Origin of the sequence: Methanobacterium sp. BRmetb2 (assembly GCA_003491285.1) — an archaeon.
In the GTDB taxonomy this organism is placed as follows: Archaea; Methanobacteriota; Methanobacteria; order Methanobacteriales; family Methanobacteriaceae; genus UBA117.
In genome coordinates this window covers 1,749,624-1,772,175 of the sequence record CP022705.1, presented here as the reverse complement: position 1 = coordinate 1,772,175, position 22,552 = coordinate 1,749,624, and the positions used below count along the sequence as shown (strand labels likewise).

Here is a 22,552-nt window from a genome sequence, read left to right as displayed (position 1 = left end):
TTAATTTTTTTTAAATATAATTTTTTCATTTTATTATGGTTCCTATTCCTTTTTCGCCTTTTAAAGCTTTTTTTATATAATTAGATTCATTTGCATTGATAATTTCAGATTCAATTCCCATCTGAGCCAGTATTAGAAGTTCTTTTAGTTTTCCACCCATGCCTCCAGTTACATCAACATTAGTTGCCCCTTCAATAAGTTCCAAATCTTCCATGGAGGAAACAACTTTAATTAACTCAGCATCCCTATATTTTTTAGGATTTTTTGTGTAAATACCATCCACATCAGAACCTAAAATAACTCTTTCTGGCTTTAAATTTTCAGCTAAATATTTGATTATTTGATCTCCAGACAAAACTGCAGTTTTAATATAATTGTCAACATCAATTACCACGTCGCCGTATATAACTGGCACAAATCCCATTTCCAGATATTTCTTTATTAACTGGAGTTCTCCAGAATATATCCTCTTATTTTTAGTGGTGAGAAAGGAAGAAGGTTGTATAGAAACAGCAAAAATTCCTTTTTCTCTTAGATTATCACATACTATTGTGTTTAACTTTTTAACCCAGCTTTGTGTTAAGCAAAAACCCATCTTTTTCTCTTTAAAATCATCTTCATTTTCGATAGGGCTACCTATAGCGTATTTTTTTGCAAAGGGATGGCCAAAAGAGCCAGCCCCATGAACAATTATTAACCCATCTGCAGCATAATCAGCAATTTCCCGAGCGATTCTATCCAAATTTTTATAATCTGCCTCAGGTTCTAAAGAATCCTTTTTAGTTATCACACTTCCGCCGAGTTTTAAAATAATCAAATGATACACACCTAAACTTTCTTCTAAACCTATTTTAATGAGTGATGTAATTTAATAACATTTGCATCCTGAAATATTCTATTTTTAAGGGATTTTGAGATAGTATTGCTTCTAAATTGTCTTACAATAGTAGGATCTACTTTACGTATTCAACACCAGTTTGTGAAATACTAACTTCTACAGCATCTTCAATATCCTTAAGGGCCGATAAGACATTTAAATTATTTTCAGGACATAGAGCCACTATACTTCCGCCGCCGCCGGCTCCCGTAATCTTTGCACCTAAAGCTCCTGCTTTTCTAGCGGTATAAACCATGTTGGAAAGTTCTTTAGTATTAACCCCCAAACAATCTAAGAAGCCATGATTAATATTCATTAAATCTCCGATTTTAGTATGATCTTTTTCAAGCAGTGCTTTTAGAGCTGTTTTGGTAAGAAGACCCATAGAATCAATTATGGGGTTGATAATATCAGGATATGCTTCTTTTCTAAGTCTAACCTGTTCCACCAGCTTTCCAGTGTTTCCCGGTCTAGGAGTAAACCCAATTATCAATGGGTAATCCCAGTTAATATTCAGAGGTTTTATGTATTCTGCATTCTCTGATAAATAAACTGCACCCCCATAAGTACTTATAGTGGTGTCAATGGGACTGGCAGAATTTTGAACATTAAGTTCTACTTGATGAGCTTTTTGAGCTATCTCCTTCTTAGTTAGTTTGTTATTATTATATTTGGATGCCGCAGCTATGGTTGCTACTGTTACAGCAGCAGATGACCCTAAACCTGCACCAATAGGAAGTTTCAAGTCTATTTCAATATCTATTGGCGATGCATTGTGCACCATTTTCAGCGCTTCTAAAACATATTTTAAAATCCCTGATTTACCATTTTCAACTGATATCTCATGATTTAATTGATCAAGAGTAGCTGATGCCCCAAGATTATCTATATGTACTCGAATATGATCTTTTTCATTTTCTGATATTTTAATAATGGCTCTTTTATCCACAGCTACTGCAATGGCTGGTTTTCCATAGACTACAGCATGTTCTCCAAATAAAATTACTTTACCTGGTGCAGATGCTTCAACTTCCATAAATTCACCTTGAGCCCTATAATTGTGAAAATATTAACTATTTTATTTAGCTAAAAAGGGATTTGTTAATTAAAATTACTTAATTATCCCCAATTTGAACAATTTATTAAATTTTTAGGTTTATATGTAAATTTGAACTTGTAAAGAAATTACCAGAATATGGCTGAAGCATAACCAACTACTTCTCTTTTATCTCCTATTACATCTCCACTAGTACCATATTTTATTATTTCTGAATTCTGAGCTCCGAGACCTTTTGAAGCCACAATAGTTGCAGCTACAGGTCCAGGCCCACACATAGTTACATTAAGCTCAAAAACCCGTTTAACCATTAATTTTTCATCGAGTTGAGCAATTGCGTCCAGTACTTGTCTGTCCTTAGCGTATGCTGCCTTTTGAGGTTCATAGTGAGTAAAATCCGAACTAGCGATTACTACTGTGTCCCTTCCAAGGGTTTCTACTGTTTCTTTGATAGCAATCCCAATATCATGGGAAGTTTCAACGTCCTGCATCCACATACTTACAGGCACGATCTTGAAATCCTCTTTAAAGTACTGTAAAAATGGAATTTGGATCTCGCAGCTGTGTTCTCGCAGATGTGCTGAGGACTCAGAATCAATGATATCTGAATTTTGGATTAATTGCTGGGCAAACTCCTGGTCTATCTCCACATTTCCAAGTGGTGTTTCCCATTCTCCACTGGTCATGGCAGATACTCCAGAACCAATCCCATAATGGTTGGGACATAAAATTACGAATGTTTCTGGAAAACCGTCTTCAACAAGCTTATAATAGGTGTGTGCCGCAACAGGTCCGGAAGCTGCATACCCGGCATGGGGAGCCAGAACTCCTTTTATACTTCTTTTATTTCCAATTTTATCAGGAATAACTCCTGGGCCCATTTTATGTTTAAAACACCATTCTATTCTCTTTTTTAAGGATTCACGGGTTCCTTCATAAAAAGTACCTGCCACCGCAGGTTTTCTTATCATAAAACCACTGCCATTTTTTTCTTAATTAAATATTTGAAGATATTTAATTTAAAAATATTAATCCTTATAAAATCCTTATAAATTTAATTAAATTTAATTTAAACCGTTAAATTTAATTTAAACTTAATTTAAACTTTTTTGGAAGATATATTATTAAATCTTTATTTCAAATTCTGCTGGTGAGATTTCTAGATCTTGGTCTTCAGCAAGAATTCCTTTTTCTCTTAAATATTGTCTGGCAATTAACCAGTAAACCAGTGCAATAGCTTTTCTACCCTTGTTATTTACGGGTATGACAATATCTACATTTCCAAGTAAGTTTTCAGTGTCACAAAGCGCTACTACAGGTATGCCTATTTGTTTTGCCTCAATAATAGCTTGGAAATCTGATCTTGGATCGGTTACCACTAAAACTTTGGGTTCAATAAATTTAGCATAGTTAGGGTTGGTTAATGTACCTGGGATGAATCTTCCAGGTATGGTTTTAGTTTTGGTTAGTTCTCCGAATTTTTTTACAGGAGCTTGTCCATATTGTCTTGTGGACACAACCAGGATATCGTCTGGATCAAATTTTGCAAGGAATTTTGCAGCGGCCAATATTCGGTCGTTTGTTTTCCTAACATCCAATACGTATAATCCGTCGGATCTTACTCGGTATATGTATCGTTCCATGTCTCCAGTTTTTTGTTGAGTTCCTATGTGTAAACCTGCTGCTAAGTACTTGTCCAGTGGAATTAATAGTTCTGACAACTTATCACCTCATTTTATATCAAAGTTAATCTGTGTTTTTTATAATTTAATTAGTATTATTCTTAATTTTGAAATAGAATTTTAAAATCATTAATTATTATTATAATAATAAAAGTTTTAATCGTCTTTTACTTCTACTGCCTCGTTAGGGCATACATCCATACATACTTCGCATAGACTACATTCTTCTATGTTTTGAATTACAATTTTGTCCCCTTCAATTACAAGAACTTCCATAGGACATACATCTACACATTCTCCACAGTCTGCACCATCACAATTTTCATGATCAATAACTATTTTAACCATATTAATCTCCTTTTTACTTTATTTCCTTTTATTATATTTTTTAAAATTTCATTAATATTAGTAAATTAAATTTTTATTGTCTAAAATCATAATAATAGATATTTAACTACCCAAATATTCCCATCCTGGAGTTAGGTATTTCTTCCTCGATTCTTATTAACTCATTAAGTTTTGCTATTCTCTCTCCACCTAAAGCTCCGGTTTTTATCATGGGACATGAAAATGCCACAGCTAGATGGGCTATAGTTTCATCTGTTGTTTCCCCTGATCTATGAGAAACCACAGGGACATATTTGTTATCTTTAGCCAGCCTGATTGTATCATAGGTGTCGCTTAAAGTTCCGATCTGATTGGGTTTTATAATAATAGCATTTCCAGCTTTTTGTTTAATTCCCTCTTCTAATATGGAAGCATTGGTAACAAAAAGATCGTCTCCACATATAAGACATCTTTGACCTACCCTTTTGGTAAGCTGGGCAAAACCATCAAAATCGCTTTCATGTAGGGGATCTTCAACAAAGAACATGCCATAGGTTTGGATAATTTCTTCTACAAAGTCTATCTGTTCACCAGTGTCTCTTTTTATATTATCCTGTTCATAATAGTATTTTTGCTCATCACTGTTCCACATTTCACTTGCTGCAAAATCTAAAGATGGCCTTATCTCTATCCCCATCTCATCGCCTACTTCTTCACAGGCTTTAGCTTGAATATCCAGTGCATCATTGTTAGAAAGATTAGGTGCCCAACCACCTTCGTCTCCTTTACCACCGGTGAATAATTTATCTTTCATTTGGATAAGTTCTTTAATTCTTTTGTGAACATTAGAATTAGCAAATACAGCTTCTGTAATATTTTGAGCTCCTAATGGAACTACTAAAAATTCCTGTATATCGGGAGCATGTTTTCCTGCGTGTGCTCCTCCGTTAATCATGTTACCTAAAGGATAAGGAATTTCATCAGGCATATTTCCGCCTAAAAATCTGTAAAGGGGCATGTTATATGATGATGCTGCAGCTTTGGCCGTAGCCATTGAAACTGCCACTATGGTGTTTCCACCTAAGGCAGATAGATCATCTGTACCGTCGATCTCCTTTAGAATCATGTCTATATCTTTGAGATCTTCTGCATCCATACCAATAAGTTCTGATGAAATAATTTCTTCAACTTCACCTATTATTCTATCAACGCCACCTTCGGGAAAAGAAACAACCTCACGCATTCCAGTGCTGGCACCACTTGGAGCTGCTGCCCTTCCAAAACCATTCCACGTTATTACATCTACTTCTACTGTGGGATTTCCTCTACTATCTAAAATTTTTCTGACACGAACGTCTTCAATAACGCTATCCACAAAAACACCTCTTCTTAAAAAAATAATGGTTATTTCCTGATATCAAGAGGGATTACTTTCTTTTTAAGTTCTAATGTTGCAATATCTATCGGATCAAGAGATTCTGGTATATCTACCAATGGTTTTGCGCCCATTGAAAGTTGAAGAGCTCTTGCACCAATAATTCTTGCTTTTTCAAATCTTGTAAGTTTAGATGTCATCTGCATCTTCTCCTTATAATTAAAGATGGGGCCGCCGAGATTTGAACTCGGGTCTCCAGCGTTCCGGTGTGACCATCCCCGTTCCAGTTGAATAAATATAGAATTATAAAGATTATTTAGAATCTTTAGGATAATACAATAAAGGACTTATTAAAACCTTTATTTATATAATACATCTGTAAATTTAATTCAATGGCTGGGAGGATGGACCAAGCTACCCTACGGCCCCTACCATGCCTCTACATGGGCAATTATCATTCTTCTACAACAGTATCTTGTTATTCCAAGATCATCAAGAATTTCTTTGGGATTTTCTCCGTCGTCAATCCTTTTTTGAAATTCATCGAAAAAGGCGGATACGACTTTACCACAACTTATACATCTTACTGGGATCATGACAAATCATCTATTGAGTTTTGTGCTTTGCACATTTTATATAATAAATATGGATAAATTAAAGATTTTAATTTATCGGTAACTTTTCTGTCTTCTGGCTCTTGCGCCTCTTCCACCATACTTTTTAGGTTCAGATCTTCGTGGATCTCCAACCAGCATGGTCCTATCATATTGAACGAACTTTTCTTTTAAATCCATGTCACTAGTCCACTGAATTAAACCTTTGGCTATTACCATACGCGCTGCTTCAGCTTGACCCATTATTCCGCCGCCTATAACTTTAACGTCTATATCTAGGTCATTGACAATGTCACCTGCTAACATTACAGGTTCGGTGATTTTGAGTCGGGCCAGTTCTGGATCGTAAAGTTCTACTGGACATCTGTTAACCCTAATTCTGCCTTTTCCTTTTCTAAATGTCCCTCTGGCTATGGCAGTTTTCCTTTTTCCACTGGTATGAATTACTTTTTTCATTCTTTAACATCCTTAAACTTCATACTTAGTTCCAAGTAATTTTGAAACTTCTCCTAATTCTATGCTTTTTGTAATGTTTTTAGGTTCTGCTTCAGGAATTCTTATGATTTCTGCATCTTTAAATTCTACAGGAACTCCTACAAAGGCTTTTAGACCTTTGAAAGCTTCTCTACCTTTAGTTTTTTTATAAGGGAGCATTCCTCTTACTGTTCTTCTTAAAATATCATCAGGCCTTCTCGGATATTTAGGTCCCATTCTTCTAGGATTTGATATGCTGGCCCTGTCAATTCTTTGTTTATATTTTGCGTATGCCCATTCCTTTGAACCTGAAATTAAAACTTTTTCAGCGTTTAAAATTACTATATTTTCGCCTTCAAGTAGTTTCTTGCTTACAACACTTGCAAGTCTTCCTAAGACGTGTCCTTCTCCATCAATAATCATAAAGTACACCAATCCGCAATTTTAATATTATAGCAAATATCATGCTATTTTATTCAATTATCCTTATTTTACTTCCTTTAGGATTTTTTTCCAATATTTCTGTTATTTCCAAGCATTCTCCACCAGCAGTCTTAATTTTTTCCAAGGCTGTTTGTGAAAAACCCAAGGCTGCAACATTTACCTTATGATCCATGCTGCCGCTTCCCAAAACTTTACCAGGTATGAGAATTATTTCATCATCATCACTGTATCGGTTTATTTTGGATATATTTACTTCCGCTTTTCTTCTGTTTGATCTTTCCAGTCTTCTGGCAACATCCTTCCATATTGCAACGTTTTCTTGATAAGATTTTTCTTTAAGATTTCTTATGAGTTCGATGAGATTGGGATTAGTCTTGGTAATCTTTTTTACCATTTAACTTCCTCCTTATTAACAAAATTCTATAATTCTTTCTGATTTCTCAGATAAAACATCACATGCTTTAGTTAAAATTTCTTCTGGGGATAGAGAACCGTCCGTCTCTATTCTGAATATGAATTTCCCTTCTTCTGCACCTATATCAATTGCGCCAGTGGGGCATATTCTCATGCAAGTTCCGCACATTGAACAATTTTCAGCATCCACCACTGTTATTTTATTCTTTTTTAATTCGAGTACGCCTCTTGGACATTCCTCAGCACATTTACCACACGAATCACAATCATCGTCAATTGTAATCTTAGGGTAGTACTTGTATGCGCAGGCAGTTGTAGGTTCCCATTTTGCATGTTCAAGGCCTATTCCAAGCTGTGCAATGGCAGCTAGTTCCACTTCTTCATCTTTTTTAAGTCTTAATATTGGAACACTATCATATACTGGCTTAATATCCGGATCTTCCGGTTTTAAATCCTTGGAATAAACAACTTTTGGACCTTTTTCCTTTAAGATAAATGAAGCACTGCATTTTGGACAGTGGTCTCCACAGTCACATTCACTGGCAAATATTATCGATTTTGATGCTGTATCTGATGTGATTGGAATTAGTCCCAGTCTATGAGCTAATACTTCATCAAATAATGTAGAGTCATTTCTAATAATGTCCACATTTTCAATAGCCATTTTAGGAATTTCCATCATACTTATCCTTCTTAAGGCATTAACAAATGGAACATCTACTCCTTCTACAATAAAGAGAAGTTCATTATCAGTTTTTTTCTTTACGTCTATCTCCATTTTAGACCCTTCTTCCCCGCTTACCTCCGGGTCTGCCTGTACCGTCGTGAGGTATTGGAGTAACATCTTCAATTTTACCTATTTTAATACCTGCTCTTGCAAGGGCTCTTATGGTTGCTTGTGCTCCAGGTCCTGGAGTTCTTGGCCCGTTTCCACCAGGTGCTCTAACTTTAATATGTAATCCAACTATACCTTTTTCTTTGACGTCATCTGCTGCTCTAGTAGCAGCTTCCATTGCTGCAAATGGTGAAGCTTCCTGTCGGTCTGCTCTAACCACCTTTCCACCAGACCATTGAGTAATGGTTTCTGCACCAGTTATGTCTGTAACAGTTATTATGGTGTTGTTAAATGATGAGTAAATATTCGCAATTCCCCATTTTTCTTTTTCTGCCATGTTATCACCTATTATTCTCTTTTATCTTTATTTCCTTCTTCAGATACTTGTTTTAGGTTTTTTGGTACTGGGGATGAAGAGTAGTAATTTATAAGATCTTCCTGACCCTTCTTTACTAAGTAACTTGGAGAGTCGATTTTTTTGCCGTCCAATGCTATGTGTCCATGTATAACAAATTGTCTTGCTTCTTTAGCCGTTTTGGAAAGTCCTTTTTTGTGAACCATAGTCTGTAATCTTCTTTGTAACACATCATCAACCGTTAGATTCAATACATCTTCAAGTTTGGCATTTTCACCTAAGAAACCTAATTTCATAAGGTGCCCTAAAAGTTGTGATCTTTCATCTGATGTTTGTTCAGTTGATAAACCTAGAAGGTGTCTGGCATCTCTTCGGTAACGCCTTACCATAGTTTCTGCTTTCCATATTTCCTTCTTACTTTTTAATCCATATTTATTAGTAAGCTTGTTCTCTTCTTTGATCCTATCTGCATTCCATGGATGAGGTGGTGTATCGTATTTTTTTCTAGCTTTTCTTGGATGTCCCATATCAATATCTCCTTATTGTGGTCTTCCCCTTCTTCTTCTAACTCCAACTGAGCTACCCTTTCTGAAAGTGGATTTAGTTCTTTGTCCTCTAACTGGTAGTCCTACTTCGTGTCTTCTTCCTTTATAGCTTCTGGTCTTTTTCATTCTGTTTAAATCATCCCTTAAAGTCATGGCCAGATCAGATTCTATTAAGTGAAGAGTTTCTCCAGTTTCATAATCATTACGCCGGTTCAACATCCATTCAGGAATATCATATTTTTTAGGATCTTTTAGCAGTACTTCAATTTTGGATACATCTTCATCAGAAAGATAACCTATTTTTTCATTAAGATCAAAGCCCATTACAATGCCTATTGCCCTTGATAGCCCATTACCTACACCTTTTATATCAGTTAGGGCATTTTCGATGGTTTTATTTCCGTCTATATCCTTACGGGAAATACGAACCATGTGCTTGAATTCTTCTTCCATTATTTAACCTCCAATAAGAGTAAGCATCTTATTTCCATTATTTTATCTCTATTATTTTATTCGTGCAAATTTATAATTTCAATGCATTCCTGCATTGAGCAGTCATAGGAAAGCAATTAAATTGCTAATAAGCGCCGGGACTGGGATTTGAACCCAGGCGGAGCAAAGCTCCACAAGATTTCCAGTCTTGCGCCTTACCAGGCTAGACTATCCCGGCATATGATAACATTGGCAATTTTTACCTTGTTTATAACCTAATCTAACATGTCGATAGTATTGAATTTAGATCAAATTATTTAGTATTAGTTTTTAATGATATTACTTGCTGGAGCTGTTTTTATACATCAGAACCAGTGATTATTTAATTCAAATATTCAGATAATTATCAGCTAAAAGATGTGGTTTGTTAAACTACTATTTGAAATATTAGATTATTGTTTTATATATTTTACTATCTAAATAGTTTTTGTTTTGTAAGTAAATTATTTTTGTACTTATTTCCACATCTTAGGGTATGTTCCCGGTTCCATAAAAACCTTTTTTATGTCCACCACAATGCCCTTATTTTTTTTGTAAATTTCATTAGATGTTCCCAGGCTTTTGCCGGAAGCCACCAGTTCACCTTTCTGTGTTAAGACTGCCACAGTATCATCCTTTTTTATATTATCCTGTAATGATACTATTCCACCCGATGCAAGATCTGCTCCATGAGAGATTGCATCTACAGCCGAATCCCTTATAAATAATTTAGGAAGATGTTCTACAGCAGATTCCATAGGTAATATGTACTTTCGAAGGTATTTGGGATTATCCTCATTTTTCCACCAATAGTATGCGTCAGTTAGATCCTGGAGAGTGATTAATGTTTCATCCTCCTTGAAAGGACCAGCCTTAGTTCTTCTAAGTTCAGCCATATGAGCTCCGCATCCTAATGCTTCACCAATATCATGACAATATTTCCGAATATATGTTCCGGCTTCACATCCTATTTTAAAAAGGACATCTTGGCCATCAATCTCTAGAATGTTAACGTAATAAATGTTACGAACTCTCAATTCCCGCTTTACTGCGGCTTTAATTGGCGGGGTTTGAAATATTTTTCCCTGGAATTCATTTAAAATTTTACGTATCTTGGATTCTGTGACCTTTTTGTGAAGTCTCATGAGACAGACGTATTCTTTTCCTGCCTCAAGTAATAATTGAATAACTCTTGTGGCCTGGTTTATTCCAATTGGCAGTACTCCTGTAACTCGAGGATCTAGAGTACCTCCGTGGCCGGTTTTTTCCACATTTAGAATTTTTTTAACCCATGAATCAACTTCATGGGATGTAGGACCAGGAGGTTTATCTAAGTTTATAACACCTTTATTTATATGTTCTTCAATGGACCTCTCATTGGGCAGACATCCATAAGAAGGATCAGATTCTGTTTCTGCCTTTATAAGAAAATTTACCATTGGAAAACCTTTTAATTCCATCTAACAAAGTTTTAGCTTCTGAGATTAGTTAAGCAACAGCTTTCTCCAGATCCTTTTTTATTGCTTCAGGATCCTCGGATTTAATTTCTATGGTCTGTTCTAAAGGTTCTAAATGCTTTATATTGCATTTTCTGTTTTTTACAGATGTACCAATTACTTCTACGAATTTATCATCGATAACTTCAACAATTACACATTTTTCTCCTGCTTCTCTTCCTGCAGTTTTAACACAGATTCTTCCTACTTCTATTGCTGGCATTAAATCACCTCTGTTACTTTTAATATAATATCTGCAACGTTTTCAGCTTCAAAACGATTGGTATTTATAATAAAGTCATACACATCCATATCCTTAATGTTAATGTTGTGTATATCCCAGTACCGTTTTGTCTCGCTCTCTTCTCTTATGATAACTTCTTTTTTAACAATGTCAAATGTTTTATCTTCTCTTTGACCTATACGTTGAGCTCGTATATCTAAAGGAGCCATAAACCATAATTTAAGCTGAGCATCCACAAAAAAAGCTGATAAACGTCCTTCAACAATTAAATTGTCTTTTTTTTTAGCTATTGCAGCTTGTCTTTTATCAATTTCTATGTCAATATTTATATTATTCTCGGCGAATTCACTGAATTCTAAAATGTCCATACCTTTTTCAGCTGCCATTTGACGAAATATATCGCCTGCAGAAATAAGAGGCATGTTCATTTTTTCAGATAATATTTTAGCAACAGTGGTTGTTCCACTTCCTGCTAATCCACCGATAGTAATAATCATTATTTTCTTGCCTCTTTCTTGAACAATCTACGAGAACATTCAGGACAGAGATATCCACCGTATGGCCGGTTAGGTCTCTTTTTTGATTTGGAAAGTTTTCCTATTTGGTATGGTCTTCCCCGTGGAACAGCATGAAGAGGCTTGTTACATTCAGCACACACATGTTTGCTGGGTTTTTTCTTCTTATAATGTAATACTGTTTTTCCTCCAGGGGTTTTTTTAAATGTTCTCTTGTATGATCTAGATCTGTATCTTAATTCGGGCATTTTCACATCTCCTAATTTAATTTTAGAACTACTTCTTGAAAAACAAGCAAAAAAATGTTAATAAAAATTTAAGTTATGAATTGAGATTATCTAATTTTTTTATAATATTATTTAAATATTTTTATAAACTCAAACATGAAATAACTTAAAATCATCTTTTTCGCTTTTAATGAGTTCAAACTACATTCCTTGACCCTTAATACCAAGGATTTTTCTAAATAACATAGACAGTCCAAACGAACAAAGTATGTACCAGCCCAGCCATTCAACAGCCCCTACCGGTGTTGTGGCAGCCGGGTGATAGAACATGTGCCAGAGCGGAACCAGTAACACATAATATGCTACAGTTGGCAACTTTACAACTACCGTGTTCAATGCTGATTGGGCCATCCACCAGAATACAATGATTATAGGAACGAATGTGACCAGCATAGGTTTGAAAGACATGGTCATCATTTCTTTTTGAAGATCCATGAATTCGGCCTGATTCTTTTGAACTTTAGCCAGAGCTTGAGGATCATTAGTTTTTCTGGCTTCCATCATTTCCTGCTGGAAACCCTGCATTTCCTCTTTTAAATACTCTAATCTATCTTGATTTATCAATAATTTGTTTGCAAGTGTACTTACAAAAGAAATTACTGCAGCAATTAACAATATCACCATGAAAGGTTGATCCTTAAATAAGTATAATATGGGATCAAATACCATGTCCAATGCATTAAAGAATACTTCAAGTACCATCTTGTTTCCTCAAATTTTATTTTTTACTATTAATTGATTAATTTAGAAATATGAACTATTTAAATTAATTCACTTTAAATATTTAATTAACTTTTAAGTCATTTTAATGTATTTACCATTTCTTCAACAGATTTCTCTAGTAAATTATCATGATTTTCAATAATTTTAACTGTTGCACCGGTTAGGGCTGCGTATGCCATTGATACCGCCCGGTTCATTTCTTGATGAAGCTCAATATCCTTTAATTTTTCCATATCCCTTTTTCTTGTTTCATCAGTTATTCTCCTCAGCAGGATTTCATCGCCATCAGCTTCAATCAATACGAAAACATCTGGCTGGAGTTCATCTAAAACCCATTTGGGAAGTCCCGGCAAAAATCCAGATGGTGTTTTTATGGTACAATGAGTATCAACAATAATGTTGGTTTTCTCGGCTTTTTCTCTAATACTTTTAGCCGCATTTTTCTGAACTTTTTTTTGTATATCTGGAGATAATTTTCTTAAAGCGTCTCGATGTTCAACTAACCCCTCTTCTTGAGCTATCTTTAACATCTCATCTCCATAGTTCACATTTATGTAATTGAGATTTTCCAAAGCATGATTTAATACTGTAGTACTTCCTGATCCTGGAATTCCGGCTAATACGACAACTTTCATTTTTTTAACCTCACCATACCTCTTATTTTTTATGGGCAAATTTTCCCAATTGGTTTAATCACCTAAGAACTTTCTAAGCATTGGGTGCATATCCATTAATTGTTCTTGAGCAATTTCTTCATACAATCTGTAGACGATACCTACAGTCAGAAGTACACCTGTACCTCCTCCTAATGCACCGGTAAGATCTGCCCCGAACGCTAATAATCCTACAAATGCTCCGCCTAAAATAGTTATAATTGGAATATACCTTTTTAATATCTTTTCAAACTGTTTTCTATTACTTCTAAAACCTGGAATCTGCATCCCCATTCCTTGAAGCTGTTTTGCCACTTGTTTAGGCCCAATTCCACTTAATCCTACCCAAAGCCATGAGAACAGGACACAAGCCAATATGAATACCACTCCATAGAATAGAACTCTTAAAGGTTCAGTTAAAAGTTGATCTATTGAATATGGTGGGGTTAAGAAATATGCCAATCCAGTAATGGCCTGACCATTGGAAAAGGTACCCAAAATTGGAAATCCTATTCTCTGGAATATGTTGGCAAACAGTTGTACATTCAATAGTAATGCGCTGGTCAGAATAACCGGCATATTACTGGCATAGATAAACCTAAGAGGATATTTACCTCTGGCACCTTTAACACCGCCGTAAGATAATGGTATTTCTACCCTCATACTTTCTGCATATACTACAACCAGGAAAACAGCTATAGTTGCAAACACAGGTATTAAATAGTCAAACGAAGGTTGTCCTATAGTTAGTGAGTAAATAAATGCAGGTATCTTACCTGCAGGTACTCCCGGCTGAGTTGGTGATGATAAGAAGTTGAATGTTCCTACAATCATCTGTTGTGCTACTCCGGCAGCAATAAATAATCCTACACCACTTCCGAATCCCCACTTAGAAATTACTTCATCCAGGAATATTACCAATACTCCTCCTACAAACATTTGCAGTATAAGGATCCATAGAAAATCTGGTGAAGTGGCAGAAATTGCGCCGGTTAGTACCATCACTAATGCTTCAAATAAAACGAAAACAATTGCAAGGAGTTTTTGTGTTCCCTGGAATATTGCCTTATCCTCGTGTCGAGAGAGATCAAGATTTATAATTTTTCCACCGACAAGAAGCTGCAGCACGATAGATGCAGAAACAATGGGGCCTATCCCTAAGGTAAGGATTGAACCAAAGTTACCTGCCAGTACTGCTCTAAGCTGTGCAAACTGGTCTACTGCTAATGGGCTTAGTCCATACAATGGTATCTGGGTCAAAAAGAAATATAATATGAGGATTATACCTGTCCATTTGAGTTTATCTCTAAAAGAAATTCTGTGCACTGGTGATTTGACCTCAGGTAGTATGGAAAAAAATGGCTGTAGTTTTTCAATCAATGAATTTCACTCCTCACTCTGCCTTGCTTTGGAATACCTTAAAATTATTAAATTAAAGGGTAACTATTTCTCCCCCAACATCCTGGACCTTTTTTTCAGCTAGATTTGAGAAAGAAGGAGCTTTAATAATAAGGGGTTTGGTTATTTTACCGCTTCCTAACAATTTATCATAGCCAAGATCTGTGATGTCTATTACAATTTTATCTTTTTCTTTGGTAGCTAATCCTTTTTCTAATAATTCCTCTGATTTTTCATCCAAATAACTTAAATTAACTGTATCAATTTTAGCTATGCTTGATGGTGGCCTTTTAAATCCATATTTACCGTAATGATTTGGATCGTACTTAACCATCCATGTCCACATATGTTTGTGGCCACCGGCCATTCCTTTTCCACCTTTATGGCCTGCTCCTCTTCTTTTCTTAGAACAGCCGCCTCCGACTGTCCGGGAGCCTCTCATTTTGGTTATTTTTCTTTTTCTTCTTATCATCATTAATACCTCCATTTAAACCAAGAAGGTTGATAATTATTCAATATTATCATATAAATTGTGGTTAATTATTCCATATTAACCTATGACATTTACAAGATTTTGATTAATTAATTATTTAAACCATTTTTTTTATGAGATCTTTAATCTGATCTTCCCTGTATCCCAGGCTTCCACCTTCTTTAAAGGATTTTTTGGTATTTTCATATCCCTTACGAGGAGGGTGTAACCTGAAAACAGGTTTAATGTTAACATCTTCTAATTTAACTTTTGATTCTAAAAGTGCTTTGGATAAATCCATTATTGATGAATAGTCAGTGTTCTCTTTAAGGTAAGCATCAGTAACTTTGTTACCTCCGATCAGCTCACCTCTCTCTTTAATAAGTTGAGATAAGGATTCTTCATCAATTTCTCCCCAGGTTATGTAGTCCTTTGATTTAACTAACATTCCCTGATAACTTGGATTTTCCGGGATTAATACTGCGTGATTTATTCTGTTAAGTTTTAACATTAATAAAGTGTCATTAATATCTTTATTTACACCAGCAGTACCTCTTACCCTTATTGCTGTTATCATTTTATCACCGATATATTATTTTTTTATTATACAGGGACGCCAAGGTTTTTTAATTCTTTTTGGCTTGCTTTGACTTTTGTTAGTTGCTTAAGAGCATCAAAAACTGCGAATGCAAAGTTCACTGTGGTTTGAGTCTGACCCATGGTCTGTGACCAAACATCGTCAATCCCACCGAGCTTCATTAAAGTTTTACCAACGTCTCCTATGGAAAGACCAACTCCTCCCGGTGCAGGTATGAGTGTTACTCGTACACTACCACTTTTGCCAGTTACTTTGAAGGGAACAGTGTGTTGTTTTCCACATACACATCCCCAATCTCCGCAACCTCTTCTAACTTTTATAATGTTAAACTTAGCATCGTCGACTGCTTTTCTTATGGCTGGTCCTACTTCTTTGGCTTTTCCTTGACCCAGCCCAACATAACCATCTTTGTTACCTACTGCAACAATTACTCGAAAGTTAACTTTCCGACCAGATTTATGCATTCTCTGTACAAGATTTACATCCATTACTTCTTCTTCTAGATCTGGTAGTAAAGTGTCAACTATTTCCAGTTCCATTATGGGAAGGCCTTTTTCGAATATTTCGTCAATATCGGTGATGGTACCTTCCTTCACCATGTATCCCAATTTAGTTTTGGGTTCCCATTCTTCCTTATTATAATTCATTATGATACCTCATCCGTTATTTTCTGCTTTATTTCTTCAAAATGGTTAGGGAGATCTGTAGGTGATAGGCCATTATCTAAGTATTGTGAAAATTTCTTTTTAAGTTCATCTTCATCTAGAGTTTTAGCGTATTCTACTATATGTTCTCCTTGGATTCTTGAGTCTTCAGGGAGAATAACATCATTATGAGGAATTTCAAGGCCTGCGTCTACTGCGCCTTTCAAAGCAGCAAATATTTTAGAACCTTTTATTGGTGATTTTAAACCAATATCCAATACTGCATCAGTTATCCCTTCTTTTAATGCTTTTTTACCACATAAATATCCGGTTAGATATGCTGCAGTAATATTCTTAGTATTCCCCAGCCATCCCATATTTTTAAGTTCTCTGGAATGTGCAGATATTAATGTTTCATCACCTTCAGGAGCAACATTTATAATCTGTGTTATAACATGATTATTGGTTATTCTTACTACAAGTCTTGACTTATCAACTTCGATAAGGTTTAATCTTGCCCCGTAATCTGTTTTTCCTTCCCTTCTTCTTTTGAAAGCAACTTTATATCTTGATCCGTGTGCCAATTAAATCCCTCCATGCCTACCTAAGCAAACCATGATCTCTGGCATAAGTTTTCATGTATGATTTGCTTCTGAATGCGCCACCTTTCGCCATTTTGTAGAGTTTACGGTAGGTGGTCTTGTTAATTTCCCGGTTATCTCTCATGCCTTTTAGATCTTTTCGTAAGGCCCGTATAGTAGTCATCCAAGCTTTTTTCTTAGGATTTCTAGCCCCTTTAGCTCCTTTTGTACTACCATGTCCTTTTCTTCTTCCTTTACTTTTTTGTTGAGCTATTTTCTTTGATCTGTAGCTACTAATTCCTTTTTGGGGTTTGGCTCTGATAATTTTACTATCAACGAGCTGTTTAACGCTTTCTCTGGTAATGGCCCTTGATACTTCTTCAATGTTTTCAGGGTCTATCCATACCCTGTTTACCCCAACTTTTAGTATATCTGCAGCCAATCTTTTTTGAGTAGTAAGATTCATTAATAAACCTCCGTTCAACCTTAAAAAAGGTTGTTAAAAGTTTTAATCTGAACATCAAATTATGAGTACAATTTCCAAATATTATAATTTATATTAGTACAATTTTCCTTGATTAGGATTCAATCAATTCGATTTCAGATAAATGATGCGAACATCATTTTATACATACAATGCATTTGGTCAGGTTAATTGATAATAATCTGAAATTTTATAATTTTAGATTATATTTTTTCCTTTTAATCCTTTTTTAACCAAATTCTATTTCATTTATTTAATTTTTCAGTCCACAAGTTCAAAGGTTTTTGTTAAGAACTTTTATTCCTAATTCCTTTGCCTTTTCAATCATTATTTCTTTTTTTCTTCTGCCGACTGTGGAACTGATTCTACCTGCTTGAGTGTCTGGATCCAAACTCTCAAGTTCCCTTATATTGCAAACAAGCACATCTTCAAAACCGGATGGATGAAGACCTTTTGTCTCGCTTGGAGATCCATAACCAACACTGGGCATAGCTGGTTTACCCTTTTCATATCTTCGCATTTTACTTGTTCTGCCCTTGGGTTTTCTCCATTTTTGACCAAGTTTTTTGTACCTGGCATATTCCTGTCTTTTAAATTTCTTTCTCATTGGATCACCGTTAAATCATTATTACCGATTATGCTCGATCTACAAGGTATATACCATCCTGGAATACCCTTGGATCTCTTCCTTTTATTTTGGTAGCCTGTTCCAGGTTTGCCATGGTTTGTCCGACATCTTCCTTATTGATTCCAGTGACTAACACCTCATCGCCCTTTATCTGAACTTTAGCATCCCCTACGATTTTTGCAGTTCTGGGATATCTTTCACCAAGAAAATTATCAATGGTTACTTTATTTCCAGTTGCTTTTACCGTCATAGGGAAATGAGCGTAAACAATTTTCATTTTATAGGTAAAGCCTTCCTTTACTCCATGAATCATATTAGTTATGTGAGATTTTGTTGTTCCTAACATGGCTTTGTCTTTCTTTTTTGGGAAGTGTGCTTCCACAATGACATTGTTATCCTCTGTTTTTATGAAAATATTTTTTGAGGAAAATTTTCTGGAAAGCTCTCCTTTAGGTCCTTTAACCTGTACTGTATCGTTTAGGATTATTTCCACGTCATCTGGAACAGGGATTTCTTCCCTTAGAACTGCTGCTTGAACCATCATATCACCTTAGTAAATAAACGCAAGGAGCCGCCCACCAATACCTTTATCTTTCGCTTCTTTGTGGGTTATTATACCTTGTGGTGTTGTAACTATCATAATACCAAAATTCTTAGCAGGTAAATATCTTTTCTCAAATTTTTCGAATTCGTCCTTATTTACAGCGTGTCTGGGCTTGATTACACCACATTTGTTAATGTTTCCTTCCAGTTCTACTATAAATTTTCCTGCTTTGTTATCGTCTACAAATTCGAAATCGCCTATATATCCCTCTTTTTGCATTGTTCTTAAAACACGACCAATTAACTTGGATGCAGGAGATACAGTGCATCTTTTATTTCCCTGCAATTCATTGTTTCTCATGTTTGTTAGAGCATTTGCTAGAGGATCCATAAGAGTCACAATAAACACCTCTAATTATATTTTTTAAATCCTATTTTTGGTGCGAGTTCTCTGAAACACTGTCTGCATAACATTAGACCATATCTCCTAACCATGGCAGAATGGTCCCCGCATCTTCTACATTTTCTTGATGCCTTTCCATATTTTCTTGGCACATTATCACCTATTTTATCTTAATCCCAAATTTATCCTTCATAAAGTCCATAGTTTCTTCTGGTGTGGCCTTATGTTTAGTTGGAACGGATTTTCTTTGGATTTTTCTTTTTTTAATCCTGTAACCCGGTTTTTCAAATGTTATGGAAACATTCATGCCAAATATACCAATATCAGGGTCGTAACGCATTCCTGGAATATCAATATGTTCTTCTATACCGAATGAAACATTTCCTTGATTATCAAACTGTTTTGCTTTTAATTTGTTGCCTATACCATCTAATACCATTTTAATAGCATTTTTAGCTTTTTCGCCTCTTAATGTAACTTTACATGCTATAGGTTGTCCCTTTCTTATACCAAATTCAGGATTAGTAACTTTAGAGTAGGTACGAACAGATTTCTGATTGGTCATGGAGGTTAAAAGTTTTTCAGCTCGAACTAATGCTTCTCCCCCCTCACCTACACCAATATTTACTGTGGCTTTGGCAATCTTTACTTCTTCCATCGGATTCATCTATTTACCTCCGGGAAGTGAAATTGCAGGTTCTTCTTTACCGATTACAAACACGTAATCTTTTAAGGTAAGGAAAGACTTTTTGTCATCAGTTTCAATTACAACAGTGTTAGGCATGGATGATTTGGTAATATTAATTTCTTTAATTCTGCCTATTTCACCAATGTGTTTTCCTCCAGTTACCAGACCAATAGTCCCATTTTCGAAGTTTATAGTTTTAGTTATCTCCTGTTCAGGAACTTTCAATACTAAAACATCACCAGCGCTAAATTGATCGTCTACTAGACAGTTTCTACCATCATGAAGATTTAATTGAATTTTTCCAGCTTTAATAGTGGTTTTGTCTTCAATTTTACACAATTTAAATTCTGAATTTTCTTTGGGTATAGGATGAAGAACCAACCTACCCTTTTCGTCAGGTAGAACTCGGTAAGTATCTTCAGAATCCGGAATTTCAATAACATCCATGAATCCTACAGGAAACTTATAATCTTTTCTTATTCGTCCATCAACTAAAATTTTTCCAGTATTTATAATTCTTTTTGCTTCTCTTGAATTATCCGCGAGTTTTAAGATGTCACGAATTATTATAAGTAAAGGTAAAGAATTTTCTATAGAATGAGGACCTGCACTAGGTTTTACTGTCCATTTATCTTCTTTTGTATGAATAGGCCATGTTTTTGGCGATTTAAAACGTTTAAGATGTTTTCTTGAACCCATCTTTGCCATTTTATCCCTTCCTCTCTAATATATTATTTCTTTCATCATCACTTAGATCTAACTCTATGATCATTAGGTTTGAGGGATGGATAGGGGAGTAAACTTGATTCCCATCAGGTTTTTTTATTATTAATCCTTCTACCATTACTTTATAATGTTTAAGATCAATTTTTTCCACTTTTCCCTCGTGATCTTTAAAGTTCCCACGCATGACTTTAACTGTGTCACCAGATCTCACAGGTAGAGATCTTTTATCGTATTTACTTTGAAGTTCACTGCTCAGAGTAACACCCATTAATTTATTACGCTTGTGTAATGGTGCGTTATGGATGAACTTTCTCTGTTTTCTCGGTTGTTTTGACATATAATCACCTTGATAATTAAAAAATTATATTTAAACAATTATGCTTGCTGCACTGCCAACAGTTGGCCATCTATCTGCTGCTTCCTTAGCAACAGGTCCTCTGATCTCAGAACCTTTTATGGTTCCTTCAGGAGTTATAATAACAGCAGCATTATCTTCAAATTTAACTCTTAAACCGTCAGCCCTTCGATATTCCTTTTTTTGTCTTACCACTATGGCGGTAAGTACTTCTTTTCTCATGTCTGCGGTTCCTTTTTTAACAGAGACTATCACCATGTCACCCACACCTGCAGGAGCTAGTCTTCTCCTAACACCTTTATAACCCTTTACAGAGACTATTTCAAGTTCTCTTGCGCCGGTGTTATCCACACACTGGAGTCTTGCACCTATAGGCAGGGCTTTTGTAACGTTTGATGTAATAGCCTTCATCTTATTTCTCTCCTTTAACCTCAACTATAACAAAATTTTTGGTTTTACTCAGTGGTCTGCATTCTGCAATCTTCACTATGTCACCAATTTTTACATCGATACAGTCGGGTTTGTGTGCTTTAATTTTTGATTTTCTCTTTTCATATCTTTCGTATTTTCTAATAAATTTATAAAAACTTCTTTCTACTGTAATAGTCCTTTCTGCTTTATCACTTGTGACGGTCCCTTCCAGTATTTGACCTCTTACAGGAAGAGTGCCATGGAAAGGGCAGTTTGGATCATTACATTTTGATTTAGGTTCTGGTACATCAATGCCAACCATATTATCACCAATATTTTCTGAATTTTTTTTTAATTCTATCTTCAGGACGAGTCATTAGGATTTTGCCTTTTAATTCAACTACATTTCCATCTTTTAATATGAAATGAAAAGTTGCTACATTTTTAGGAATTAAAACTTCGTCTCCATTGATTTTCTCAATTTTAATTGTATTCTTGGTCTCGTCAACAACTTTTCCTTTTATTCCGATTAAATCCGAATTTGAACTTTCTGTGATCAGGACTGAAAGTCCAATAAGTTCGTGCCGAAAGATGTTTTGTGGACTTATCATATTCCATGATTTGCCAATTGTTAGATGAAATGGAATAAGAGAATCTATTAAATTCAATAAACTAATTTAATAATTTTATTTATGATATCTATCTCTTATTTCAATCGTATCTGAAGAAAAACCCATATTTGCAAGAACTTCTTTTACTTTTCTTTTTTGATCCCCTTGAAGTTCTATCTGGCCTTTCTTGGCTGTTCCTCCACAAGCACATTTTGCTTTAAGCTCTTTTGTTAGTTCTTTCACATCAATGTCGTGTTCATCTATCCCTTCGACGATAGTCATTAATTTTCCGAACCGCCTTCTTACGGTATAGACTTTAACTGTTTGAACTTCTCTGGCAATTTCTTCACAGACGCATAATTCCTCTGGAAGACCGCACACATCACAGATTTTCATCTAGTTTATTTCTCCCTTTTTTTCATTAATGATAGTAAGAACACGAGCAATTGTTCTTTTGAGTTCCTTGATTTTCCCTGGATCTTCGTAAACTCCAGCTGCAGAACTTTTAGAGACGTTTTTTGCATGTTCAGCCTTAAGTTCATCCAGTTTTTTCTGGATTTCGTCCAGTTCCATCTCTCTTATTTCTTTGCTCCTTAATATAACCATTTACTTCATCCCTTGT

At 35.2% G+C, this 22,552-nt stretch carries 39 protein-coding genes and 1 tRNA gene; all 40 read right to left on the bottom strand.

Annotated elements, in window-relative coordinates; translation table 11 throughout:
• Positions 1 to 25: 25 nt before the first annotated feature.
• Positions 26 to 817 carry an amino acid kinase gene (locus tag CIT01_08910; protein ID AXV38309.1) on the bottom strand — a complete coding sequence of 264 codons (792 nt, stop codon included), beginning with the start codon at positions 815 to 817 and terminating at the stop codon, positions 26 to 28.
• 136 nt (positions 818 to 953) lie between these two features.
• On the bottom strand, positions 954 to 1,913 hold the full coding sequence (gene mvk, locus CIT01_08905) for a mevalonate kinase (GenBank protein AXV38308.1): 960 nt from the start codon (positions 1,911 to 1,913) through the stop codon (positions 954 to 956).
• Between the two features lie 149 nt (positions 1,914 to 2,062).
• Positions 2,063 to 2,905: a hypothetical protein gene (locus CIT01_08900; GenBank protein ID AXV38307.1), complete on the bottom strand. Its 843-nt coding sequence runs from the start codon at positions 2,903 to 2,905 to the stop codon at positions 2,063 to 2,065.
• A 153-nt stretch (positions 2,906 to 3,058) separates the two neighbouring features.
• The gene (locus tag CIT01_08895; protein AXV38306.1) at positions 3,059 to 3,655 is read right to left on the bottom strand and encodes a 30S ribosomal protein S2; all 597 of its coding nucleotides are present in this window, start codon (positions 3,653 to 3,655) and stop codon (positions 3,059 to 3,061) included.
• 117 nt (positions 3,656 to 3,772) lie between these two features.
• The gene (locus tag CIT01_08890) at positions 3,773 to 3,964 is read right to left on the bottom strand and encodes a ferredoxin (GenBank protein AXV38305.1); all 192 of its coding nucleotides are present in this window, start codon (positions 3,962 to 3,964) and stop codon (positions 3,773 to 3,775) included.
• A 106-nt stretch (positions 3,965 to 4,070) separates the two neighbouring features.
• Positions 4,071 to 5,318 (bottom strand): phosphopyruvate hydratase, encoded by a 1,248-nt coding sequence (eno, locus tag CIT01_08885; GenBank protein ID AXV38304.1) that lies wholly within the window; start codon positions 5,316 to 5,318, stop codon positions 4,071 to 4,073.
• 29 nt (positions 5,319 to 5,347) lie between these two features.
• Positions 5,348 to 5,524 (bottom strand): DNA-directed RNA polymerase subunit K, encoded by a 177-nt coding sequence (locus tag CIT01_08880; protein AXV38303.1) that lies wholly within the window; start codon positions 5,522 to 5,524, stop codon positions 5,348 to 5,350.
• A gap of 222 nt (positions 5,525 to 5,746) precedes the next feature.
• On the bottom strand, positions 5,747 to 5,914 hold the full coding sequence (locus CIT01_08875; GenBank protein ID AXV38302.1) for a DNA-directed RNA polymerase subunit N: 168 nt from the start codon (positions 5,912 to 5,914) through the stop codon (positions 5,747 to 5,749).
• A 72-nt stretch (positions 5,915 to 5,986) separates the two neighbouring features.
• Positions 5,987 to 6,388 (bottom strand): 30S ribosomal protein S9, encoded by a 402-nt coding sequence (locus tag CIT01_08870; protein AXV38301.1) that lies wholly within the window; start codon positions 6,386 to 6,388, stop codon positions 5,987 to 5,989.
• 12 nt (positions 6,389 to 6,400) lie between these two features.
• Positions 6,401 to 6,829: a 50S ribosomal protein L13 gene (locus tag CIT01_08865; protein ID AXV38300.1), complete on the bottom strand. Its 429-nt coding sequence runs from the start codon at positions 6,827 to 6,829 to the stop codon at positions 6,401 to 6,403.
• Positions 6,830 to 6,878: 49 nt separating this feature from the next.
• Positions 6,879 to 7,244 carry a 50S ribosomal protein L18e gene (locus CIT01_08860; protein ID AXV38299.1) on the bottom strand — a complete coding sequence of 122 codons (366 nt, stop codon included), beginning with the start codon at positions 7,242 to 7,244 and terminating at the stop codon, positions 6,879 to 6,881.
• A gap of 15 nt (positions 7,245 to 7,259) precedes the next feature.
• The gene (locus CIT01_08855) at positions 7,260 to 8,042 is read right to left on the bottom strand and encodes a DNA-directed RNA polymerase subunit D (GenBank protein AXV38298.1); all 783 of its coding nucleotides are present in this window, start codon (positions 8,040 to 8,042) and stop codon (positions 7,260 to 7,262) included.
• 1 nt (position 8,043) lies between these two features.
• Positions 8,044 to 8,436: a 30S ribosomal protein S11 gene (locus CIT01_08850; protein ID AXV38297.1), complete on the bottom strand. Its 393-nt coding sequence runs from the start codon at positions 8,434 to 8,436 to the stop codon at positions 8,044 to 8,046.
• 11 nt (positions 8,437 to 8,447) lie between these two features.
• Complete coding sequence (locus CIT01_08845; protein AXV38296.1) at positions 8,448 to 8,981, bottom strand: 30S ribosomal protein S4; 534 nt, start codon at positions 8,979 to 8,981, stop codon at positions 8,448 to 8,450.
• Between the two features lie 12 nt (positions 8,982 to 8,993).
• A complete protein-coding gene (locus CIT01_08840) occupies positions 8,994 to 9,452 on the bottom strand; it encodes a 30S ribosomal protein S13 (protein ID AXV38295.1) in 459 nt (152 codons plus the stop codon).
• 132 nt (positions 9,453 to 9,584) lie between these two features.
• A tRNA-Ser gene (locus CIT01_08835) sits at positions 9,585 to 9,669 on the bottom strand.
• A 277-nt stretch (positions 9,670 to 9,946) separates the two neighbouring features.
• A complete protein-coding gene (locus CIT01_08830; protein ID AXV38776.1) occupies positions 9,947 to 10,909 on the bottom strand; it encodes an RNA-guided pseudouridylation complex pseudouridine synthase subunit Cbf5 in 963 nt (320 codons plus the stop codon).
• Positions 10,910 to 10,958: 49 nt separating this feature from the next.
• Positions 10,959 to 11,189 (bottom strand): 50S ribosomal protein L14e, encoded by a 231-nt coding sequence (locus CIT01_08825; GenBank protein ID AXV38294.1) that lies wholly within the window; start codon positions 11,187 to 11,189, stop codon positions 10,959 to 10,961.
• The gene (locus CIT01_08820) at positions 11,189 to 11,707 is read right to left on the bottom strand and encodes a cytidylate kinase (GenBank protein ID AXV38293.1); all 519 of its coding nucleotides are present in this window, start codon (positions 11,705 to 11,707) and stop codon (positions 11,189 to 11,191) included. Before CIT01_08820 ends, CIT01_08825 begins: the two co-directional genes overlap by 1 nt.
• Positions 11,707 to 11,973, bottom strand: a complete 267-nt coding sequence (locus tag CIT01_08815) for a 50S ribosomal protein L34e (protein AXV38292.1) — start codon at positions 11,971 to 11,973, stop codon at positions 11,707 to 11,709. Before CIT01_08815 ends, CIT01_08820 begins: the two co-directional genes overlap by 1 nt.
• 180 nt (positions 11,974 to 12,153) lie before the next feature.
• Positions 12,154 to 12,714 (bottom strand): hypothetical protein, encoded by a 561-nt coding sequence (locus CIT01_08810; GenBank protein ID AXV38291.1) that lies wholly within the window; start codon positions 12,712 to 12,714, stop codon positions 12,154 to 12,156.
• A 98-nt stretch (positions 12,715 to 12,812) separates the two neighbouring features.
• Complete coding sequence (locus CIT01_08805; GenBank protein ID AXV38775.1) at positions 12,813 to 13,370, bottom strand: adenylate kinase; 558 nt, start codon at positions 13,368 to 13,370, stop codon at positions 12,813 to 12,815.
• A gap of 54 nt (positions 13,371 to 13,424) precedes the next feature.
• Entirely contained in the window at positions 13,425 to 14,768 is a 1,344-nt protein-coding gene (locus CIT01_08800) for a preprotein translocase subunit SecY (GenBank protein AXV38290.1), read from the bottom strand.
• Positions 14,769 to 14,820: 52 nt separating this feature from the next.
• Positions 14,821 to 15,258: a 50S ribosomal protein L15 gene (locus CIT01_08795; GenBank protein AXV38774.1), complete on the bottom strand. Its 438-nt coding sequence runs from the start codon at positions 15,256 to 15,258 to the stop codon at positions 14,821 to 14,823.
• 118 nt (positions 15,259 to 15,376) lie between these two features.
• Positions 15,377 to 15,835 carry a 50S ribosomal protein L30 gene (gene rpmD, locus CIT01_08790; GenBank protein ID AXV38289.1) on the bottom strand — a complete coding sequence of 153 codons (459 nt, stop codon included), beginning with the start codon at positions 15,833 to 15,835 and terminating at the stop codon, positions 15,377 to 15,379.
• 26 nt (positions 15,836 to 15,861) lie between these two features.
• The gene (gene rpsE / locus CIT01_08785) at positions 15,862 to 16,506 is read right to left on the bottom strand and encodes a 30S ribosomal protein S5 (GenBank protein AXV38288.1); all 645 of its coding nucleotides are present in this window, start codon (positions 16,504 to 16,506) and stop codon (positions 15,862 to 15,864) included.
• Complete coding sequence (locus CIT01_08780; protein AXV38287.1) at positions 16,503 to 17,084, bottom strand: 50S ribosomal protein L18; 582 nt, start codon at positions 17,082 to 17,084, stop codon at positions 16,503 to 16,505. Before CIT01_08780 ends, rpsE begins: the two co-directional genes overlap by 4 nt.
• 16 nt (positions 17,085 to 17,100) lie before the next feature.
• Positions 17,101 to 17,547 carry a 50S ribosomal protein L19e gene (locus CIT01_08775; protein ID AXV38286.1) on the bottom strand — a complete coding sequence of 149 codons (447 nt, stop codon included), beginning with the start codon at positions 17,545 to 17,547 and terminating at the stop codon, positions 17,101 to 17,103.
• A gap of 292 nt (positions 17,548 to 17,839) precedes the next feature.
• Positions 17,840 to 18,172: a 50S ribosomal protein L32e gene (locus CIT01_08770; protein ID AXV38285.1), complete on the bottom strand. Its 333-nt coding sequence runs from the start codon at positions 18,170 to 18,172 to the stop codon at positions 17,840 to 17,842.
• A 28-nt stretch (positions 18,173 to 18,200) separates the two neighbouring features.
• A complete protein-coding gene (locus CIT01_08765; protein AXV38284.1) occupies positions 18,201 to 18,734 on the bottom strand; it encodes a 50S ribosomal protein L6 in 534 nt (177 codons plus the stop codon).
• A gap of 9 nt (positions 18,735 to 18,743) precedes the next feature.
• On the bottom strand, positions 18,744 to 19,136 hold the full coding sequence (locus CIT01_08760) for a 30S ribosomal protein S8 (protein AXV38283.1): 393 nt from the start codon (positions 19,134 to 19,136) through the stop codon (positions 18,744 to 18,746).
• 11 nt (positions 19,137 to 19,147) lie between these two features.
• The gene (gene rps14P / locus CIT01_08755; protein AXV38282.1) at positions 19,148 to 19,291 is read right to left on the bottom strand and encodes a 30S ribosomal protein S14; all 144 of its coding nucleotides are present in this window, start codon (positions 19,289 to 19,291) and stop codon (positions 19,148 to 19,150) included.
• A gap of 8 nt (positions 19,292 to 19,299) precedes the next feature.
• On the bottom strand, positions 19,300 to 19,806 hold the full coding sequence (locus tag CIT01_08750; protein ID AXV38281.1) for a 50S ribosomal protein L5: 507 nt from the start codon (positions 19,804 to 19,806) through the stop codon (positions 19,300 to 19,302).
• The gene (locus CIT01_08745; GenBank protein AXV38280.1) at positions 19,807 to 20,535 is read right to left on the bottom strand and encodes a 30S ribosomal protein S4e; all 729 of its coding nucleotides are present in this window, start codon (positions 20,533 to 20,535) and stop codon (positions 19,807 to 19,809) included. It abuts the gene before it with no gap.
• A gap of 1 nt (position 20,536) precedes the next feature.
• Positions 20,537 to 20,890, bottom strand: coding sequence for a 50S ribosomal protein L24 (locus tag CIT01_08740; protein ID AXV38279.1), 354 nt, complete (start codon positions 20,888 to 20,890; stop codon positions 20,537 to 20,539).
• A gap of 30 nt (positions 20,891 to 20,920) precedes the next feature.
• Positions 20,921 to 21,319: a 50S ribosomal protein L14 gene (locus tag CIT01_08735; GenBank protein AXV38278.1), complete on the bottom strand. Its 399-nt coding sequence runs from the start codon at positions 21,317 to 21,319 to the stop codon at positions 20,921 to 20,923.
• 1 nt (position 21,320) lies between these two features.
• Positions 21,321 to 21,641 (bottom strand): 30S ribosomal protein S17, encoded by a 321-nt coding sequence (locus tag CIT01_08730; protein AXV38277.1) that lies wholly within the window; start codon positions 21,639 to 21,641, stop codon positions 21,321 to 21,323.
• A 4-nt stretch (positions 21,642 to 21,645) separates the two neighbouring features.
• The gene (locus CIT01_08725) at positions 21,646 to 21,930 is read right to left on the bottom strand and encodes a ribonuclease P (protein AXV38773.1); all 285 of its coding nucleotides are present in this window, start codon (positions 21,928 to 21,930) and stop codon (positions 21,646 to 21,648) included.
• 75 nt (positions 21,931 to 22,005) lie between these two features.
• Entirely contained in the window at positions 22,006 to 22,326 is a 321-nt protein-coding gene (gene yciH, locus CIT01_08720; GenBank protein ID AXV38276.1) for a stress response translation initiation inhibitor YciH, read from the bottom strand.
• Positions 22,327 to 22,536 carry a 50S ribosomal protein L29 gene (rpmC, locus tag CIT01_08715; GenBank protein AXV38275.1) on the bottom strand — a complete coding sequence of 70 codons (210 nt, stop codon included), beginning with the start codon at positions 22,534 to 22,536 and terminating at the stop codon, positions 22,327 to 22,329.
• Positions 22,537 to 22,552 lie beyond the last annotated feature (16 nt).

Coding starts and splice junctions, on each gene's coding strand:
- CIT01_08815 (AXV38292.1), bottom strand. CDS start 11,973: ATGCCCGAATTAAGATACAGATCTAGATCATACAAGAGAACATTTAAA.
- mvk (AXV38308.1), bottom strand. CDS start 1,913: ATGGAAGTTGAAGCATCTGCACCAGGTAAAGTAATTTTATTTGGAGAA.
- CIT01_08750 (AXV38281.1), bottom strand. CDS start 19,806: ATGAATCCGATGGAAGAAGTAAAGATTGCCAAAGCCACAGTAAATATT.
- CIT01_08850 (AXV38297.1), bottom strand. CDS start 8,436: ATGGCAGAAAAAGAAAAATGGGGAATTGCGAATATTTACTCATCATTT.
- CIT01_08795 (AXV38774.1), bottom strand. CDS start 15,258: ATGATAAGAAGAAAAAGAAAAATAACCAAAATGAGAGGCTCCCGGACA.
- CIT01_08725 (AXV38773.1), bottom strand. CDS start 21,930: ATGATAAGTCCACAAAACATCTTTCGGCACGAACTTATTGGACTTTCA.
- CIT01_08775 (AXV38286.1), bottom strand. CDS start 17,547: ATGAATCTTACTACTCAAAAAAGATTGGCTGCAGATATACTAAAAGTT.
- CIT01_08730 (AXV38277.1), bottom strand. CDS start 21,641: ATGGTTGGCATTGATGTACCAGAACCTAAATCAAAATGTAATGATCCA.
- rpmC (AXV38275.1), bottom strand. CDS start 22,536: ATGGTTATATTAAGGAGCAAAGAAATAAGAGAGATGGAACTGGACGAA.
- CIT01_08765 (AXV38284.1), bottom strand. CDS start 18,734: ATGGTTCAAGCAGCAGTTCTAAGGGAAGAAATCCCTGTTCCAGATGAC.
- yciH (AXV38276.1), bottom strand. CDS start 22,326: ATGAAAATCTGTGATGTGTGCGGTCTTCCAGAGGAATTATGCGTCTGT.
- CIT01_08855 (AXV38298.1), bottom strand. CDS start 8,042: ATGGAGATAGACGTAAAGAAAAAAACTGATAATGAACTTCTCTTTATT.
- CIT01_08740 (AXV38279.1), bottom strand. CDS start 20,890: ATGTCAAAACAACCGAGAAAACAGAGAAAGTTCATCCATAACGCACCA.
- CIT01_08830 (AXV38776.1), bottom strand. CDS start 10,909: ATGGTAAATTTTCTTATAAAGGCAGAAACAGAATCTGATCCTTCTTAT.
- CIT01_08735 (AXV38278.1), bottom strand. CDS start 21,319: ATGAAGGCTATTACATCAAACGTTACAAAAGCCCTGCCTATAGGTGCA.
- CIT01_08880 (AXV38303.1), bottom strand. CDS start 5,524: ATGCAGATGACATCTAAACTTACAAGATTTGAAAAAGCAAGAATTATT.
- CIT01_08845 (AXV38296.1), bottom strand. CDS start 8,981: ATGGGACATCCAAGAAAAGCTAGAAAAAAATACGATACACCACCTCAT.
- CIT01_08810 (AXV38291.1), bottom strand. CDS start 12,714: ATGGTACTTGAAGTATTCTTTAATGCATTGGACATGGTATTTGATCCC.
- CIT01_08860 (AXV38299.1), bottom strand. CDS start 7,244: ATGGTAAAAAAGATTACCAAGACTAATCCCAATCTCATCGAACTCATA.
- CIT01_08890 (AXV38305.1), bottom strand. CDS start 3,964: ATGGTTAAAATAGTTATTGATCATGAAAATTGTGATGGTGCAGACTGT.
- CIT01_08875 (AXV38302.1), bottom strand. CDS start 5,914: ATGATCCCAGTAAGATGTATAAGTTGTGGTAAAGTCGTATCCGCCTTT.
- CIT01_08840 (AXV38295.1), bottom strand. CDS start 9,452: ATGGAAGAAGAATTCAAGCACATGGTTCGTATTTCCCGTAAGGATATA.
- CIT01_08865 (AXV38300.1), bottom strand. CDS start 6,829: ATGATTATTGATGGAGAAGGACACGTCTTAGGAAGACTTGCAAGTGTT.
- CIT01_08745 (AXV38280.1), bottom strand. CDS start 20,535: ATGGCAAAGATGGGTTCAAGAAAACATCTTAAACGTTTTAAATCGCCA.
- CIT01_08770 (AXV38285.1), bottom strand. CDS start 18,172: ATGAGAAAGAAATTTAAAAGACAGGAATATGCCAGGTACAAAAAACTT.
- CIT01_08805 (AXV38775.1), bottom strand. CDS start 13,370: ATGAAAGTTGTCGTATTAGCCGGAATTCCAGGATCAGGAAGTACTACA.
- CIT01_08900 (AXV38307.1), bottom strand. CDS start 2,905: ATGATAAGAAAACCTGCGGTGGCAGGTACTTTTTATGAAGGAACCCGT.
- CIT01_08825 (AXV38294.1), bottom strand. CDS start 11,189: ATGCCAGCAATAGAAGTAGGAAGAATCTGTGTTAAAACTGCAGGAAGA.
- rpmD (AXV38289.1), bottom strand. CDS start 15,835: ATGATAACAGCAATAAGGGTAAGAGGTACTGCTGGTGTAAATAAAGAT.
- CIT01_08870 (AXV38301.1), bottom strand. CDS start 6,388: ATGAAAAAAGTAATTCATACCAGTGGAAAAAGGAAAACTGCCATAGCC.
- CIT01_08820 (AXV38293.1), bottom strand. CDS start 11,707: ATGATTATTACTATCGGTGGATTAGCAGGAAGTGGAACAACCACTGTT.